The 16,311-nt window shown below is 76.6% G+C and carries 13 protein-coding genes; 9 read left to right on the top strand and 4 right to left on the bottom strand.

All coding sequences use genetic code 11. The annotated features are described in order from the left end of the window. The first annotated feature begins 261 nt into the window (after positions 1-261). The gene (locus OSB71_RS20615; RefSeq protein ID WP_265950142.1) at positions 262-1,170 is read left to right on the top strand and encodes an SGNH/GDSL hydrolase family protein; all 909 of its coding nucleotides are present in this window, start codon (positions 262-264) and stop codon (positions 1,168-1,170) included. A 66-nt stretch (positions 1,171-1,236) separates the two neighbouring features. Beyond that, complete coding sequence (locus OSB71_RS20610; protein ID WP_265950141.1) at positions 1,237-2,124, top strand: alcohol dehydrogenase catalytic domain-containing protein; 888 nt, start codon at positions 1,237-1,239, stop codon at positions 2,122-2,124. Positions 2,125-2,392: 268 nt separating this feature from the next. On the opposite strand, the gene OSB71_RS20605 is transcribed toward OSB71_RS20610, so the two are convergent. Then, complete coding sequence (locus OSB71_RS20605) at positions 2,393-2,818, bottom strand: organic hydroperoxide resistance protein (RefSeq protein ID WP_265950139.1); 426 nt, start codon at positions 2,816-2,818, stop codon at positions 2,393-2,395. 94 nt (positions 2,819-2,912) lie between these two features. Further along, entirely contained in the window at positions 2,913-3,929 is a 1,017-nt protein-coding gene (locus tag OSB71_RS20600) for an NADP-dependent oxidoreductase (RefSeq protein ID WP_265950137.1), read from the bottom strand. Positions 3,930-4,035: 106 nt separating this feature from the next. On the opposite strand from OSB71_RS20600, the gene OSB71_RS20595 reads away from it, so the two are divergent. Further along, positions 4,036-4,488, top strand: a complete 453-nt coding sequence (locus OSB71_RS20595) for a MarR family winged helix-turn-helix transcriptional regulator (protein ID WP_265950136.1) — start codon at positions 4,036-4,038, stop codon at positions 4,486-4,488. 46 nt (positions 4,489-4,534) lie between these two features. On the opposite strand, the gene OSB71_RS20590 is transcribed toward OSB71_RS20595, so the two are convergent. Together OSB71_RS20590 and OSB71_RS20585 are read right to left on the bottom strand one after the other, a co-directional pair. Beyond that, positions 4,535-5,749: a PucR family transcriptional regulator gene (locus tag OSB71_RS20590; RefSeq protein WP_265950134.1), complete on the bottom strand. Its 1,215-nt coding sequence runs from the start codon at positions 5,747-5,749 to the stop codon at positions 4,535-4,537. After that, complete coding sequence (locus OSB71_RS20585; protein WP_265950132.1) at positions 5,746-6,375, bottom strand: hypothetical protein; 630 nt, start codon at positions 6,373-6,375, stop codon at positions 5,746-5,748. The genes OSB71_RS20590 and OSB71_RS20585 overlap by 4 nt, the downstream gene beginning before the upstream one ends. Before the next feature lie 287 nt (positions 6,376-6,662). Here OSB71_RS20585 and pgfA point away from each other — a divergent pair, with 287 nt between their 5' ends. From pgfA to OSB71_RS20555, 6 genes are all read left to right on the top strand, one after another. Next, positions 6,663-7,607 carry a cell envelope lipid trafficking protein PgfA gene (gene pgfA, locus OSB71_RS20580; RefSeq protein WP_265950130.1) on the top strand — a complete coding sequence of 315 codons (945 nt, stop codon included), beginning with the start codon at positions 6,663-6,665 and terminating at the stop codon, positions 7,605-7,607. 345 nt (positions 7,608-7,952) lie between these two features. After that, positions 7,953-9,176 (top strand): glycosyltransferase family 4 protein, encoded by a 1,224-nt coding sequence (locus OSB71_RS20575; protein ID WP_265950129.1) that lies wholly within the window; start codon positions 7,953-7,955, stop codon positions 9,174-9,176. Positions 9,177-9,181: 5 nt separating this feature from the next. Continuing rightward, positions 9,182-9,919, top strand: a complete 738-nt coding sequence (locus OSB71_RS20570; protein WP_265950194.1) for a class I SAM-dependent methyltransferase — start codon at positions 9,182-9,184, stop codon at positions 9,917-9,919. Continuing rightward, positions 9,906-14,252: an alpha-(1->3)-arabinofuranosyltransferase domain-containing protein gene (locus tag OSB71_RS20565; protein ID WP_265950127.1), complete on the top strand. Its 4,347-nt coding sequence runs from the start codon at positions 9,906-9,908 to the stop codon at positions 14,250-14,252. Before OSB71_RS20570 ends, OSB71_RS20565 begins: the two co-directional genes overlap by 14 nt. Then, positions 14,249-15,550, top strand: a complete 1,302-nt coding sequence (locus OSB71_RS20560) for a condensation protein (RefSeq protein WP_265950126.1) — start codon at positions 14,249-14,251, stop codon at positions 15,548-15,550. Before OSB71_RS20565 ends, OSB71_RS20560 begins: the two co-directional genes overlap by 4 nt. Then, on the top strand, positions 15,547-16,311 hold the full coding sequence (locus tag OSB71_RS20555) for a class I SAM-dependent methyltransferase (RefSeq protein ID WP_265950124.1): 765 nt from the start codon (positions 15,547-15,549) through the stop codon (positions 16,309-16,311). The genes OSB71_RS20560 and OSB71_RS20555 overlap by 4 nt, the downstream gene beginning before the upstream one ends.

Here is a 16,311-nt window from a genome sequence, read left to right as displayed (position 1 = left end):
GGATCAGCGCCCGGCCGGCGCCTGACATTCTTCCCCATCACCAACGTGACCACCAGCTCCTGGGTTACGAACAGTAAACACCATTCGCGGTCATTCTCCTCAAAACGGTCGTCATATGACGTGCCGTAAGTGTCGCCGCCCGCTCCCGAACGGCCCACCGCGGGTCCGGGTCCGCCCGGCGGGGGCGTCGGGGCGGGCGCGCGTCCCGTACCGTCGGATCAGATGACCGGCGCCCGCCGGCGGGTGAGGGAGGAGCACGCGATGGCCAGTGGTCGACGGAACCGGGGCCGGGCCCTGCTGACGGCGCTGCTCGCCCTGGCGTGCACGGCCACGGCGTGCAGCGGTGACTCGGGCGCCTCCGGCGAGGAGCCGGCCGACCCCCGCGCGTCCTACACCGCCGACAGCGCCCCGCCCTCCGCCGACCCCGCCTGGGACACCAGCCCGGACAGCATCGCCGCCCTGGGCGACTCGATCACCACCGGTTTCGACACCTGCTCCCTGCTGGCCGACTGCCCCGAGGCGTCCTGGGCCACCGGAACCCGGGCCGAGGTGGACAGCCTGGCCGACCGGCTGCTGGACGAGCGGGACGGGCGCACCTGGAACTACGCGGTGGCCGGGGCCACGATGGCCGAGTTGCCGGGCCAGGCCGCGCGGGCGGCGGCGCACGAGCCGGAGCTGGTCACCGTCCTGGTGGGCGCGAACGACGCCTGCGCCCCGGAGGTCTCGGCGATGACCCCGGTCGCGGAGTTCCGGGCCGACTTCACCCGGGCGCTGCGGACGCTGCGCGAGGAGTCCCCCGGCAGCCAGGTGTACGTCGCCAGCGTGCCGGACCTGGAGCGGCTGTGGTCGGTCGGCCGGGACAACGTGGCGGCGGTCCGGGTGTGGCAGCTCGGCGTCTGCCCGACGATGCTGCGCGACCCGGCCGTCACGGACGCGGCGGCCACCGAGCGGCGGGAGCTGGTCGCCGAGCGCGTGGACGCGTACAACACGGCGCTGCGTGAGGTGTGCGCGACCGACGAGCGGTGCCGCCACGACGGCGGGGCCGTGCACGACTACGCCTTCACCGCCCGCGAGCTGAGCACGTACGACTGGTTCCACCCGAGCGAGCGGGGGCAGGCGGTGCTGGCCGAGCTGGCACACGATCAGGTGACGAGCGCTCAGCGGCCCTGACGACGGGATGGCGCGAACCCGTCGGCCCGATGTGACGCCGGCGGCCGTGGCGGCACAATGGCCGCCGTGGACCCCGCCCCCCGCACGGCGCGCGCCGTCGTACTCGACAGGCCCGGTAGCCACCGGCTGGTGCGCGGCCCCGCGGCCGTCCCCGGGCCGCACGAGGTACGGGTCGCGGTGCGGGCCGCCGCCCTGTCCGCCGAGGACCGCGCGCTCTTCGAGGGCACCCACGTCGACGGGCTGCGCCCGTACCCGCTCACCCCGGGCAAGGCGTGGTCGGGGAGGGTGGAGGCGTGCGGCTCGCGCGTCCCGGCCCGGCTGCTGGGGCGCGCGGTGGCGGGTGGCGCGGCGGGGGGCGGGGGCGCGTGCGCCGACGTGGTCACGGTCGCGGCCGGTGCGGCGCACCCGCTGCCGGACGCCGTGGACGCCCGCGCCGCCGCGCTGCTGGGGCCCGCCGCCTCGGCGGCCGCCGCCGTACACTCCGGCCGCCCCGCCCCCGGCGAACGCGTCGCCGTGCTGGGTGCGGGCACGACCGGCCTGCTGGCCCTGCGGCTGCTGGCGGCGTGCGCGCCGGGCGAGCTGCTGGCCATCGACCCGCGGGTGCGGCGCGCCGAGTACGCGCTGACGCTCGGTGCCGACGACGCGACCGACCCGGTGGGCGCCCGGAACCTGCGGGGCCGCTACGACCTGGTGGTGGACACCACGGCCCGCGGCGCCGCCCCGCGGGCGGCGCCCGCCGCCGGGGCGCTCGCGGGCGTCGGCGGCCGGACGGTCCGCACCGGCGCGGGCGCGCCCACGGCCGCCGCCTGGACGGAGGTGATCGGCCTGTTCGCCGCGGGCTGGCTGGAGCTGGGCGCGCTGGTGAGCGGCGTGGTGCCGCTGACGGAGTTCGGGGAGGCCATGGCCCGCAGCGCCGACCCGCGCCGACTGGGCCGGGTCCTGCTCCGGCCGTGACCGCCGCCCGGCCTGGCCCCGCCCCAGGGCACACCGGCGCGCGGGCCGCACCCGCGCCCGGACCGCACCGCACCCGGCGCTCGCCCGCGTCCGGGCGCGTCCGGGCGCGTCCGCGTCCGGCACCGGTCGGGGTGACGGGCCGCGCGGTGAAGGACCGTTCGGTCGCACCCGCCGGAGACGGCGGAAGGCCGCCCGCACGAGCGGACGGCCTTCCGGTCGGGCCTGCGTCACGGCCGCCGGTCCCGCCGGGCCCGGGCCCGGCCGGAACTCAGACGGAGAGCGTGACCTCGATGTTGCCGCGGGTGGCGTTGGAGTAGGGGCACACCTGGTGCGCCTTCTCCACGAGCGCCCTGGCGGTGGCCTCGTCGAGATTCGGGATGCTGGCCCGGATGGCGACCTTCAGGCCGAAGCCGCCCTCGGGGGTCTTGCCGATGCCGACCTCGGCGGTCACCGTGGACCCGGAGACGTCGGCGTTCTCCTTGCGGGCGACGACGCCCAGGGCGCCCTGGAAGCAGGCGCTGTACCCGGCGGCGAAGAGCTGCTCCGGGTTGGTGCCCGCGCCGCTGCCGCCCATCTCCTTGGGCGGGTTCACGACGACCTCGAGCTGGCCGTCGTCGCTGGCGACCTTGCCGTCCCGGCCGTTCTCCGCGGTGGCCACGGCGGTGTACAGGACGTCGACGGGCTGGATGGACATGCGGTTCCTCCTGGTTGGAAGCGGCACCGGGGGCTCGCGCCCACGACCCTCCGGCGCGCACGAGTGTACGGGCCGCGTGCGGCCGGGCGGGGCGTCAGTCCGCGAGACGGACGATCATCTTGCCGGTGTTGCCGCCGCGCAGCATGCCGAGGAAGGCGTTCACGGCGTTCTCGATGCCGTCGGCGACGGTCTCCTGGTAGATCAGCTCGCCGGAGGCGATCCAGGCGGCGGTCTCCCGCACGAACTGCGGCTTGAGCGCGTCGTGGTCGCCCACGAGCATGCCCTGCAGGCGCAGCCGCTTGCCGATGGCCAGCATGAGGTTGGCGGGCCCGGGCGCGGGCCAGCTGTCGTTGTAGCCGGAGATCATGCCGCACAGGGTGACGCGGCCGTGCACGTTGAGCCGGCCGAGGGCGGCCTCCAGGTGGTCCCCGCCGACGTTGTCGAAGTAGACGTCGATGCCGTCGGGTGCGGCGGCGGCGAGCTGCTCGGCGACGGGGCCGTCCTTGTAGTTGAAGGCGGCGTCGAAGCCGTACTTCTCGGTGAGCAGCTTGACCTTCTCCGCCGAGCCCGCGCTGCCGATGACCCGGGAGGCGCCCTTGAGGCGGGCGATCTGGCCCACCTGGCTGCCCACGGCGCCGGCCGCGCCGGAGACGAAGACGGCGTCGCCCTCGCGGAAGGAGGCCACCTCCAGCAGCCCGGCGTAGGCGGTCAGGCCCGGCATGCCGAGGACGCCGAGGTAGGTGGTGAGCGGGGCGAGGTCGGCGGAGACCTTCTCGGCGTGCCGCGCGTCGAGCGTGGCGTACTCGCGCCAGCCGAGGGAGTGCAGCACGTGGTCACCGGGGGCCAGGCCCTCGGCCTCGGAGGCGACCACGACGCCGACGGCCGCGCCGTCCATCGGCCGGTCGAGCCGGAAGGGCGGGACGTAGGACTTGACGTCGTTCATCCGGCCCCGCATGTAGGGGTCCACGGACAGCGCCAGGTTGCGCACCAGGACCTGGCCGGCACCGGGCGCCCGGACGGGCTCCTCGCGCAGCGCGAAGTCGTCCGGCGTCGGCCAGCCGTCCGGGCGGGCGGTCAGGTGCCAGGCGCGACCGGTGGTGGGCAGGCTCATCTCAGCTCCTCGGGAGGTGCGGGTCCGCGAAAGATTTACTTCATGAACTAAAACAACACTGCACCTGCATATTTCACCTTGTCAAGTAAATCGCTATGCTGCTGGCATGACACGCCGAACGCCGCCGCCCGACGCGCTGACGTGCGAGGTGGTCGAGCTGCTGGGCGAGGTCGTGCGCCGGTACCACGACGACTACGACCGCGCCGCCGCCGACTACGCGCTCACCGGCGCCCAGGCGCGGGTGCTCGCGCTGCTGGCCTACGGGCCGATGCCGATGCGTCGGCTGGCCGACCGGCTGAAGTGCGAGCCGTCCAACGTGACCGGGATCGTGGACCGGCTGGCGGCCCGCGGCCTGGTCGAGCGCCGCGCGGACGAGGCCGACCGCCGGGTGAAGCTGGCGGCGGCGACGCCGGAGGGCCTGCGCACGGCCACCGAACTGCGCGAGTCCCTCGGCGACTTCGCCCGGGAGCCGCTGGGCCGGCTGCCCGAGCGGGAGCGGCGCGTGCTGCGGGACCTGCTGCACCGCATGGTGGACGACGCCCCGCGGCCCCCGGGGTAGGGAGGCGCCCGGCGGCCCCCGCGTGAGCGGAGCACCGGGCGGCGGCTCACGTCAGGTCGCCGCGCAGGCGACGCGCGCGCAGCACCAGCTCCAGCGCGAACCGCTGGTCCGGGTCGTCGACGGTCTCGCCCCACATCTCGCGGATCTGACGCAGCCGGTAGCGCACCGTCTGCGGGTGCACGCCCAGGCGCGCGGCCACCTCCGGGGCCCCGCCCCGGGTCTCCAGCCAGGCCAGCAGGGTCTCGGCCAGCCGCCGGGCGTGGGTGGGCCCGCACTCGGACAGCGGCGCGAGGAGCCGGCGGCCGAGGTCGTCGATGAGTTCCTCGGGCGGCAGCAGCACCAGCGCCTCGGTGTGCTCGGTGCACTCCAGCAGGCCGCCCGAGGGCAGCAGGCCGCGCTCCATCAGCGCCACCGCCGACTGCGCCCAGCGCAGGGACTTGGCCGCGTCGGCCAGGCCCACCGGGGGGCCGATCGCGCCGGACCAGCCGGCCGTGGCCCGGCGCAGGAGCTCGCCGCGCCCCGCGGCGTCCGGCTCGGGGACGACCATGATCGGCTGCTCGCGCTCCATGTCGAGCAGCACCTCGGGCCCCACGGCCGGGGGCACGGCCTCGCGGGCGGGCGGGACGAGGACGGCCACCGCGACGGACCGGGGCACCGGCCAGCCGATGCGGGCGGCCCGCTCGGCGAGCAGCGTCTCCACCTGGCCGTCGTGCGCCTCGCCGTCCAGCAGCAGGTCCAGCAGGCGGCGTTGCAGGCGCAGCCGCTCCCCCGCCTGCCGGGCGGCGGCCTCCGCGTACCCGCGCACGGACTCGGCGACCAGGCCGTCGAGGTACTGGAAGCCGGACTCGGCCAGCTCGTACATCGCCGGGGCCGGGATCTCGGTCTGCTGGCCGATCTCGGCCATGCGCCGCCAGGCCAGCCGCACGCCCAGCCGGTAGATCGCCTGGAGCGAGTCGAGGCTGCGGCCGCCCAGCAGCTCACCCCGGCCGAACTCCTGGAAGACGGCGAGGTGGGCGTGCGGGGCACCCAGGCCGGTGGCCAGGTGCTCGACGAAGTGCTCCAGGGCGCGGCGGATGCCGATGAGCGACATCGGCTCGCCCGAGGACTCGTCCAGCACGACGGGCAGGTCCGGGTACGCCCGGCGGATCTCGCGCAGGATGTCCCCGGCCAGCCCCGGGATGGCGGCCCGCGTTTGCCGGGTGAAGGCCGACACCTGCCCGGCCGGGACCGCGCTCCAGGCCGACCGCACCGTGGCCGTCACGTCCGCCCGCCGCCGTCCAGGAGGGTGAGGACCGGGCCGAGCAGGCTGTGGACGATCAGCTCCACGGGACCGGGCACGTCGTCGCCGCCGCCCGCCGCGCCGTCGTCCTGGTCGGCGGGCCCTTCGCCCGGACGGCCTTCGTCGTCCGCGCCGCCGCCCGCGCCCTCGCCGCGCTCTTCGCCGGAGCCGGGGCCGCGCTCCTCGCCGCGTCCCGCGCCGGGCCCGTCGCCGGGTCCGGCGGACGGGGCCGGACGGTCGGCGGAGGCGGGCGGAGCCGCCGCACGGTCGCCGTCGCCCTCGGCCCGCGTGCCGCCCTCGGCCGCCCCGGGTGCGGGGGCGGGGGCCGCGGCGGCCGGCCCCGGGGGCGGAGCCGCGACGGCGCCCGGGCCGTCTTCGGCGTCCCCGCTCCCGGCCTCGCCGGGCGGCGGCGAGGGTTCGGCGTCCGCCTCCGTCGCGGTGGGTGACGGCGTGCCGGACGCCTGCGGCTCATGGTCGGGGAAGTGCACCAGCGGCACGTTGGGCTGCTCCGGCGTGGCGTTCAGCACGCTCACGGCGCCCACGCCGGCACCGACGGCGAGCAGCGCGGAAACAGCGCAGGTCAGGCCGGCTGTGAGGAGTCTGTGCATGACGCGGGGGACCTCTCTCATGACTGCTAAGGCACCAGACGTCGCCCCCGACACCAGTTGCTCTGCGAGTCTGGGGAGGCATTGACTCGCTGTCAAGTGTTCGCTTACCGTCACCGGCCCAGAGGGCCCGCCGACGAGCGGACGCGGGCCGACCACGCCGCGCGGCGGGATGCCACCCCTCCCCGCCCCGCGCGGACCCGCGGCACCGCACGCACCTCCGCGGCACCTCCTCGCAGCGCACGCAGCACGCCCACCGCGCACCACCCATCTCTCACGGGAGCACCGTCATGCGCCGTTCCGCCTCACCGTTGTCGTTGACCCTGCTGGGCCTCGGCGTCTTCCTGCTGGTCCTCGCGCCGATGCTGGCGTTCTACGTGGAGCCGCGCGCCAAGCGCACCCCGATCGACGTGGACCAGACCACGGTCCTGACCGGGACGGGGTCCTACTTCGACCAGGAGTCGGTCAGGGTGCGGGAGGACCAGAAGCTCACCGTCACCCGCCGGGTGCTGGGCAACGTCGAGGTCAGCACGGAGAACGACGTCGCCGCCTGGGAGGTCTCCACGACGATCGACAACCCGGACACGCTGAAGCTGGCGGACCCGCGCAAGTCGTTCCAGTGGACCACCGAGCGCTGGGTGACCGACCGGGCGACGAACCGGCCGGTGCACTGCTGCGACGAGGGGCCCACCCGGTTCTCCGGCGACGCGTACCTGAAGTTCCCCTTCGACGTCCAGGAGCGCGGTTACCGCTGGTGGGACAGCACGCTGGGCGGCGCCGTGCCGCTGACGTACGAGGAGCGGGCCGAGGTGGACGGCTACGAGGGCCTGCGGTTCACCGGCAGCGTGGACGCCACCCGCACGGGCAGCCGCCAGGTGCCCGGCGCCCTCGTGGGCTCCAGCGCCCCGCAGGTCATGGCCGAGGAGTGGTACGCCAACGACAACATCGAGCTGATCGTCGACGAGGCCACCGGACGCATCCTGAAGGCCACCATCGGCCCGCGGGTGACGCTGCGGGCGCCCGGCGCCGACGAGGACGCCGTCACGCTGCTGCACAGCGACGCCCTCACCTTCACCGACGAGACGGTCGAGAACCAGGTCGAGCTGGCCTCGGCGGACAGCGGCCGACTGCGGCTGGTGGGCACCACGGCCCCCCTGGGCGCAGGGATCGCCGGCGCGGTGCTCGCCGCCGTCGGCGGTTTCCTGGTGGTGCGCGGGCGCCCCGGCCCGCGGTGACACGGGTCACAGCGCCGCGGGGACCGCGGGGGAGCGTGCGGACGGGGGTGACAGGACCCGCCGGTAAGTTCGGGGCGAAATTGTCATACGGGTGAGTAGCCCGATCGGACGCAGCGGCGAAAACTGAGCATCCCGACGGCCAGCCACCGCCCCCGGCTCGCGGCTCTCGGTCTCCGCCGCGCACCCGCGGCCCTACCCGCGCACCACCCCGCCCGGTAGCCCCGCAGTTCGCACGACCCCGCACCACCCCGTACCGCGCCACCCCCGCATCCGCGCCACACCACCCCCGCACCGCCACGCACGCCACTGTCCACCACCGCACCCCTCACACGAGTGGAGCGCCCCATGCCCCAGCAGGTGCCCTCGGTGGCCTCCTCCGCCGCCTTCGTCCCCTCGCGGCGGCCGGCCGCCGCGGCCCCGGCGGCCGCCACCGCTCAGGCCGACACCCCCGCCGCCCCGGCGGACCGCCACCCGCGCCGCATCGTCTTCCTCGCCCGTCGTGACCTGGACAACCCGGCCGCGGGCGGTTCCGAACTGCTCATCGACCGGATCGCCGCCGGGCTCACCGCCCACGGCCACGAGGTGACCCTGGTGTGCGGCGGACCCGCCGCCCGGCGGGACTACCGGGTGGTCTCGGCCGGCGGCGACACCGCGCACTTCCTGCGCGCCCCCCGCACGCTGGCCCGGCAGGTGGGCCCGTCCGACCTGCTGGTCGAGGTGTGCAACGGCATGCCCTACCTGGCGCCGCTGTGGCACCGGGGCCCCACCCTGTGCTTCGTCAACCACGTGCACACCGAGCTGTGGGGCGTGCGCTACCCGGCCCCGGCCGCGCGGCTGGGCCGGCGGCTGGAGCACTGGGCGCTGGCCCGCACCCACCGGGACAACCTCATGGTCGCCGTCTCCGGCTCCACCGCCGCGGCGCTGCGCGGCATCGGCGTCGCGGGCGAGCGCATCCGCATCGTGCACAACGGCGTCGAGGAGGCCGGGACGCCGCTGCCCACCGCGCCCGAGCCGGTGTTCCTGGCCGTCGGCCGCCTGGTGGAGTACAAGCGCATCGACCTGCTGCTGCGCCTGTGGGAGCGGGTCCGCCCGGTGACCGGAGGCCGGCTGGTCATCGTCGGGGACGGTCCCGAGCGGGCCCGGCTGGAGGCCATGGCCGGGCCGGACGTCACCTTCACCGGGCACGTCCCGGAGGCGGAGAAGCACCGGCTGCTGTGCTCGGCGTGGCTGCTGCTGCACCCCTCGATGGTGGAGGGCTGGGGCCTGGTGGTCATGGAGGCCGCCGCGCGCGGCACGCCCGCCGTCGGCTTCGACATCCCCGGGCTGCGGGACTCCGTCGCCGACGGCACCACCGGGGTGCTGGCCCGCGGCGAGAGCTCCTTCGCCGCGGCCTGGTGCACGCTGGGCCTGTCCACCGCGCGCCGCGTCGCGATGGGCGAGGCGGCCCGGGCCCGGGCCGCCGAGTTCGGCTGGTCGCGCACCGTCGCCGCCTTCCGCGAGGTGGCCGCCGAGGCGTGGGCACCCCACCGCGCGGCCGCCGCGCGGCGGGCCGGCGGAGCCGCGAGGTGACGCTGGTGAAGGACCCGTCCCTGCGGCGGTCGGCCGCCCTGTTCACGGCGTTCCTGCGCGAACAGCGCGACCCCGAGACCTGCTACCGGCTCCTGGCGCGCGACGCGGCCGACCAGGTCGAGCGCCACGTGCCGCTGCGCGGCCAAACCGTTCTCGACGTGGGCGGCGGCAGCGGCCACTTCAGCGAGGAGTTCCGGCGTCGCGGCGCCCAGGCCCTCCTCCTCGAACCCGACCCGCGCGAGCTGTTCGCGCGCGGAGAACGGCCCCCCGGGGCGGTCCTGGCCGACGGCTACCTGCTGCCGGTGGCCGACGCCGTCGCCGACGTCACCTTCTCCTCCAACGTGCTGGAGCACGTGGCGGACCCGCGGACGTTCCTCAGCGAGCTGGTGCGCGTCACCCGGCCCGGCGGGCTGCTCTACGTCGCCTTCACCAACTGGTACTCCCCCTGGGGCGGCCACGAGACCGCGCCCTGGCACTACCTGGGCCACGAGCGGGCCCGCGCCCGCTACGCCCGCCGCCACGGCCGCCCCGCCAAGCACACCCTGGGCGACAACCTCTTCGCCGTGCACGTCGGCTCCACCCTGCGCCACGTCCGCTCCCGCGACGACGTCGAGATCGTCGCGGCCCGGTCGCGTTACTGGCCCTTCTGGGCCCATGCCATCACCCGGGTCCCGGTCCTGCGCGAGATCGCCACCTGGAACCTCCTCCTCATCCTCCGGCGGTGCCCCCATGACGACCACTGATCGCACCCTCCCACTGGACCCGGTGGGGCCAGGTGCCCAGCCCGCGGAGCCGCCCCGCGGCCGCCGCTGGCTGCTGGGCGCCTACGTGCTGGTCCTGGTCGCCTTCGTCCTGGCCGCGCCGGGCGCGATGACCTTCGAGACGAAGCTGGGCGTCGCCACGGACCCGCTGAGGTTCCTCGGCGAGCTCGGCAGCCTGTGGTCGGACCGCTCCGGCTTCGGCGGCATCGCCGACCAGTACGTCGGCTACCTCTTCCCGATGCTGCCGTTCTACGCCCTGGCCGACCTCGTCGGCGTGCCGGTGTGGCTGGCCGAGCGGCTGTGGCTGGCCCTGGTGGTGACGACCGCCTTCTGGGGCGCGCTGCGGCTGGCCGAGCGCTTCGGCGTCGGCACCGCGCGCACCCGGCTGCTGGGCTCGGCCGCGTACGCGCTGTGGCCGACGTTCACCATCATCGTCGGCTCCACCTCGGCCGGCGCGCTGCCCGGCGCGCTGCTGCCGTGGGTGCTGCTGCCCCTGGTGCCCCGGCTCGACGGCACGGCCCCCACCGCGCGCGTCGCCGCGGCCCGCTCGGCGCTGCTCATCCCGTTCATGGGCGGCGTCAACGCGGCCTCCACGCTGGCCGCGCTGCTGCCGGTGGGCCTGTACGTCCTCACCCGCACCGGGCGGCGGCGCACCTCGCTGCTGCTGTGGTGGGCCCCGGGCGTCGTCCTGGCGACGCTGTGGTGGGTCGTCCCGCTGCTGCTCCTCGGCGTCTACGGCGAGGACTTCATGCCCTACGTCGAGCAGGCGACGGCCACCACCTCCACCATGTCGGCGCTGGAGATGCTGCGCGGCGCGGGCAACTGGGTGGCCTACCTCCACTTCGGCGAGGCCTGGCTCCCGGCCGGCTGGCTGATGGCCACCGGCGCGCTGGCCATCGCCGCGTCCGCGCTGGCCGCCGCGCTCGGCCTCGGCGGCGTCGCCCGGCGGGACATGCCCGAGCGGCGCTGGCTGGTGCTCACCCTGCTCACGGTCACGCTCGTGATGCTCGCCGGGTACGGGGGCGCGCTCGGCGCGCCGTTCGCCGAGGGCTTCCAGGGCTGGCTGGACGGCTGGCTCAAGCCGTTCCGCAACATCTACAAGTTCCAGCCCGGCATGGCGCTCGCCCTCGCGTTCGGCCTCGCCCACCTGACCGCCGTCCTGGCCGCGCGCCACCGCGAGCGCGCCGGTGCGCCGGGCGCGGGCGGCGTACCGGGCGGGGCCGGCCGGACGCGTTCCGGGCGGCTGGTGCCGGCGCTGGCGGCGCTGCTCGTCCTGCCGGGCCTGGCCCTGCCCTACCTGACCGGCGCGGTGCTCCAGCCGGGCGCGTTCGAGGAGCTGCCCGACCACTGGAAGGACACCGCCGCCTGGCTGGAGGACAACTCCCCGCACACTCGCGCCCTGGTGGTGCCCGCCACCGCGCACGGCGTCTACACCTGGGGCTCGCCCATCGACCAGCCGCTGCACGTGCTGGCCCGCTCGCCCTGGGCGCAGCGCGACTACGTGCCCTTCGGCCCGCCCGGTGAACGCCGCATGCTGGACGCCGTGGAGCAGGCGCTGCTGGGCGGCGGCGAGGTGCCGGGGCTGGCGCACTACCTGAGCCGCGCGGGGCTGCACTACGTCGTCGTCCGCAACGACCTCGACCCGGACCAGGTCGGCTACGTGCCGCCGCAGATGGTCAAGCGGACGCTCGCGTCCTCCGGCTACGAGAAGGTCGAGGGCTTCGGGCCGCTGACCACCGGCGGGCGCATCCCGCCCGACACCCCGGTGGAGATCCAGGGCTTCTACGCACGCCAGCAGGCGGTGGAGATCTACGCGCCGGCGGGCGAGGACGCGCCCGAGCGGCCCGGCCGGGTCGAGGCGCAGGCCGTCGCGGAGACCGCCCGCGTCAGCGGCGGCCCGGAGGCCCTGCTACCGCTGTCGGCGGACCCGGACTTCCGCGCCCGTCCCGCGGTGCTGACCGGTGACGCGCACCCCGGCGTCGACGCCCCGGACCTCCAGGTCACCGCCGACGGGCTGCGCCGCGCCGACACCCGGTTCGGCCTGGTCAACCACAACACCTCCTTCACCTACACCGCGCAGGGCCGCAACCACCCGGACAGCCTCCAGGACCCGGGCGAGGAGCCCCAGCAGATCCTCCCGGTGGACGGCGTGGCGCACCAGACGGTGGCCACCTTCCGCGGCGCGAGGTCCGTGACCGCCTCCAGCAGCGGTAGCTGGCTCTTCCACCTGCCGCAGTTCGACCCCGTGCACGCCTTCGACAACGACCCGCGCACGGGCTGGGCCGAGGGCAGCGCCGACGACAGCGCCGGTCAGTGGGTGCGGATCGACTTCACCGAGAAGACCGACGTCCCCGCGACGATCGAGCTGACCCCGCTCCCGGACGACGGCCTGCGCCCGACCCCCACCGAGGTGCTGGTCGAGACGGACCGGGGCGCCGAGACCACCGTGCTCCGGGACGGCGACGGCCCGCAGCGCGTGCGGGCACCGGCCGGAGCGGCGCAGTGGCTGAGGCTGACGATCCTGCGGACCGAGGAGCGCCGCCCGGGACTGACCGGCGCGGGCTTCGCGGAGATCTCCGTGCCCGGCGTGGACGTCAGCCGGATGCTGTCGCTGCCCGAGGACGCGACCGACGCCGAGCCCGCGCGGGCGGAGACGGTCTCCCTGCACCGGGACGCCGACCCCGGGGGCCTGAACCCGGTCGGCGCCGAGCGGGGCATGGCCCGCCACTTCTCCCTCACCGAAGGCGGCACCTACGCCGTCCGGGCCGGCGCCCTGCCGGTGCCCGGCGAGGCGTTCGACGAGCTGCTGGACGAGGTCGCCCCCGGTCGCGGCGACCGCGTCACCGCGACCGCCGCGTCCACCAGCCCCACCGGGCACTCGCTCAGCCCGCGCAACCTGGTGGACGGCGACCTGACCACGGCGTGGATCGCGGGCGACGACCCGGTCGTCACCGTCTCCTGGCCCGGGGCCCGGCCGGTGGACGCCGTCGTCCTCTCCGCGGCCGGAGGCGTCTCCGCCCGTCCGACGAAGGTGGAGATCACCTCCCCGGGCGGCGCGGTCACCACGGCCGTCGACGAGAACGGCTGGGCGCGGTTCGAGGCGATGACCACCGACGAGCTGACCATCACCGTGCTGGAGACGGCGCCGCTCACGGTCGCGCACCCGCTGGCCGACGGCGACCTCCAGCTCCCGGTCGGCCTCAACGAGATCCACGTCCCCGGTCTGGAGGCCCACCGCGTCGGCCCGCCCGCCGAGGACCGCCCCCTCACGCTGGAGTGCGGCCGGGGCCCGGCCGTCACCGTGGACGGGCGGGAGTACCGCACCAGCGTCTCCGGCACCGTCCGCGACCTGACGGAGCGGCGCCCGCTCGCGGTGGAGCTGTGCGGCGAGGGCACCACCGACGGCGGTCTGCGGCTGGACGCCGGTGAGCACACCCTGACCACCGGCGACGAGGGGCCGCTCGCGCTCACCCGGGTCTCCCTCACCCGCGGCGACACCGCGACCGGTGCCCCCGCCCGCTCGGCGTCCGCCCAGGAGTGGAGCGGCGACGAGCGCACCGTGGAGGTCTCCGCGGGACCGGCGTCCTACCTGCGCACCTTCCTGGCGGCCAACGAGGGCTGGGCGGCCACGCTGGACGGCGAGGAGCTCAGCCCGGTGCGGCTGGACGGGTGGCAGCAGGGCTTCCTCGTCCCCGAGGGCGCGGGCGGCACGATCACCCTGGAGTACCGCCCGGCCGCCTGGTACACCGGTGGCATGGTCGCGGCGGTGGTGGGCGTGCTGGTGCTCGCCGCGCTGGCGCTCGTCCGCCGCCGGGACGTCGACGAGCGGGCGGGCGCCGTGCCGCCGCCCGCTCCGGGCTGGCTGCTGGGCTCGGGGGCGCTGACGCTCGTCCTGGCGCTGGTGGCCGGGCCCTACGCGCTGGTGGTGCCGGCGGTCGCGCTGCTCGCCTGGTGGCGTCCGGGCCTGCTGGTGCCGCTGGCGGTCGGGGCGATGGCGCTCGGCGGCGCGGTGGCCGTGCTGTTCGCGGACTCCGCCGTCGCCCAGGAGCGCGGTGCCTTCGGGCCCGAGGGGCAGGCGCTCGCCCTGCTGGCCCTGGCGGCCGCCGTCGTCACGGTGCCCGCGCGCCGCGAGCCGGGCCGCCACCGGCCCGGGGCCACCTCCGCCCCCGTCCACGACGACACCGCCCCGACCCTGGGCCCGCCCGCGCTCACCGGGCCGCCGCCCGGCGGCCCGGCCCCGGCCGGACCCGCCCCCGGCGGCCCTCCGCCCGGCGGACCAGTCCGGGGCCACGGCGACACCCGGGAGGCCCGATGACCACGCGGCGCATCCCCTTCCCCACCGTGGACGAGATCTCCCGGCACTGCCTGGAGCAGTACGAGCCGGACACCGTCCACATCGAGATCCACCTCCCGGGCCGACTCGACCCCGACCGGCTGCGCACCGCCGTCCGGGAGGCGTTCACCCGGCACCCGCGCATCCTCGTGCGGCAGGCCCCGGTGCGCTGGTGGCACCGGAGCTACGCCTGGGAGCTGACCGCCGAACCGGACACCGACCCGGTCCGCTTCCCCGGCGGCACCCTGGCCGACGCGCGCCGCCGCGCGCTCACCGACGCGCCGCCGCTGGAGGCCGCGCCGCCGGTGCGCATCGAGGTGGTCGACGCCCCCGAGGGGGCGGGCTGCGTGCTGGTGGCGACGGTGCACCACACCGCGCTGGACGGCCCCGCCTGCCTGCGCGTGCTCGCCACCGCGGCCGAGCTGTACGGCGGCCGGGACAACGCGCCCGCCCCGGTGCCAGTGCGCGGCGGCGGTGCCGCGCCGGTCGGTGCGCCGCCGCCGGCCGGCTCGCCGTGGGCCCGCCCGGCGCGCATCGCCGCCGAGCACACCAGCGGCGCGCCCGGCCTGGGCAACGGCATGTACCTGGCCGACCTGCCGCTGCCCACCCGGCCCCCCGGGTCCCCGTACACGGTCAACGACCAGTTGCTGGTGGCCGCCTGCCTGACGGCCGCCCGCTGGAACCGCGAGCACGGCGAGCCCGACCGCCCCGTCCGGCTGACCATGCCCGTCGACGACCGCCCGCGCACCGCCGAGATGCCCATCGGCAACGGCACCCGGCTGGTGGAAGTGCCCTTCGGCACCCCGGGCGCGGCCGTGGACGGCGACCCGGAGGCGGTCGAGGCGCTGCTGCGCGCCACGGCACTGCGCACCCGCGCGCTCAAGGCCGTGCCGCGGCCGCAACTGGGCCGCAGCGGCGCCCTGCTGACCGCCCCCGTCCTGCCGGTGGGCGTCCGCGCGGCCGCCGCCCGGGCGCTGCGCGGCGCGGCGGCCCCGTGGGCGTCCACGACGCTGCTGTCCAACCTGGGGCGGCTGGCGTACCCGATGGACTTCGGCGACGCGGGCCGGGCCACCCGCGCCTGGTTCTCGGCCCCGGCGCGGATGCCCCGCGGCGTGGCCCTGACCACGATCTCCGTCAGCCGGCGGCTCCAGCTCGCGCTGCGCTGGTCGCGCACCCGGCTGGACGACGCGGCCGGGCAGCGGCTCGGCGAGCTGTTCACCCGCACCCTCGCGCAGACCGCCGGTGCCGCGCCGGCGGCCGGTCAGGAGGCCACCCCGTGAGCACCGTCCGGAGCGACACCCTGCGGGAGCTGTACGAGGACCCGGCCACGCCGGTCGCCTCCGGTGCCGACCGCTCCCGCCGCCAGGCCGCCCTCCTGGCCCGCGCGCTCGGCCCCGGCGCCGGCACCGTGCTGGACGTCGGCTGCGGTGACGGCACGGCCGCCGCCGTCGCCACGCCGCTGCTGCCGGGCAAGCGGATCGTGGGCTGCGACTGGTCGCACGACGCGCTGCGCCGGGCGAACACCCGCCTGAGCGCCGTGCGCGGCGAGCTGGCCGCGCTGCCGTTCGCCACGGGGGCCGCCGACGCGGTGCTGTTCAGCGAGGTCATCGAGCACCTGGTGGACCCCGACGCAGCGCTCGACGAGCTGCACCGGGTGCTGCGCCCCGGCGGCCACCTGCTGCTGTCCACCCCGAACCTGGCCGCCTGGTACAACCGCGGGCTGCTGCTGGCCGGGGTGCAGCCGGTCTTCTCCGAGGTGTCGCTGCGCGGCGTCCACGGGCGTCCGGGCGCCCAGGTCGTCGGCCACCTGCGGCTCTACACCGCCCGCGCGCTGCGCTCGATGCTGCCGGCCGCCGGGTTCCGCGTCGTACGCGTCACCGGCGCGCCCTACCACGACGTGCCGCGCCCGCTGCGGCCCCTGGACCGGCTCGCCTGCCGGGCGCCGTCGCTCGCCTCGATCCTGCTCGTGCACGCCCGCCGCGTCGACCGGGCGGGTCCCGTCGACGGAGCGGGCCGCGTCACCCCGCGGGACGGCGGCTAG

Source organism: Streptomyces marinisediminis, assembly GCF_026262575.1.
In the GTDB taxonomy this organism is placed as follows: domain Bacteria; phylum Actinomycetota; class Actinomycetes; order Streptomycetales; family Streptomycetaceae; genus Streptomyces; species Streptomyces marinisediminis.
Note: the sequence above shows the minus strand (reverse complement) of the source record. Positions and strands in the feature narration are given on the sequence as shown.

Coding starts and splice junctions, on each gene's coding strand:
- OSB71_RS20595 (WP_265950136.1), top strand. CDS start 4,036: ATGACACGCCGAACGCCGCCGCCCGACGCGCTGACGTGCGAGGTGGTC.
- OSB71_RS20600 (WP_265950137.1), bottom strand. CDS start 3,929: ATGAGCCTGCCCACCACCGGTCGCGCCTGGCACCTGACCGCCCGCCCG.
- OSB71_RS20615 (WP_265950142.1), top strand. CDS start 262: ATGGCCAGTGGTCGACGGAACCGGGGCCGGGCCCTGCTGACGGCGCTG.
- OSB71_RS20605 (WP_265950139.1), bottom strand. CDS start 2,818: ATGTCCATCCAGCCCGTCGACGTCCTGTACACCGCCGTGGCCACCGCG.
- OSB71_RS20575 (WP_265950129.1), top strand. CDS start 7,953: ATGCCCCAGCAGGTGCCCTCGGTGGCCTCCTCCGCCGCCTTCGTCCCC.
- OSB71_RS20585 (WP_265950132.1), bottom strand. CDS start 6,375: ATGCACAGACTCCTCACAGCCGGCCTGACCTGCGCTGTTTCCGCGCTG.
- OSB71_RS20565 (WP_265950127.1), top strand. CDS start 9,906: ATGACGACCACTGATCGCACCCTCCCACTGGACCCGGTGGGGCCAGGT.
- pgfA (WP_265950130.1), top strand. CDS start 6,663: ATGCGCCGTTCCGCCTCACCGTTGTCGTTGACCCTGCTGGGCCTCGGC.
- OSB71_RS20560 (WP_265950126.1), top strand. CDS start 14,249: ATGACCACGCGGCGCATCCCCTTCCCCACCGTGGACGAGATCTCCCGG.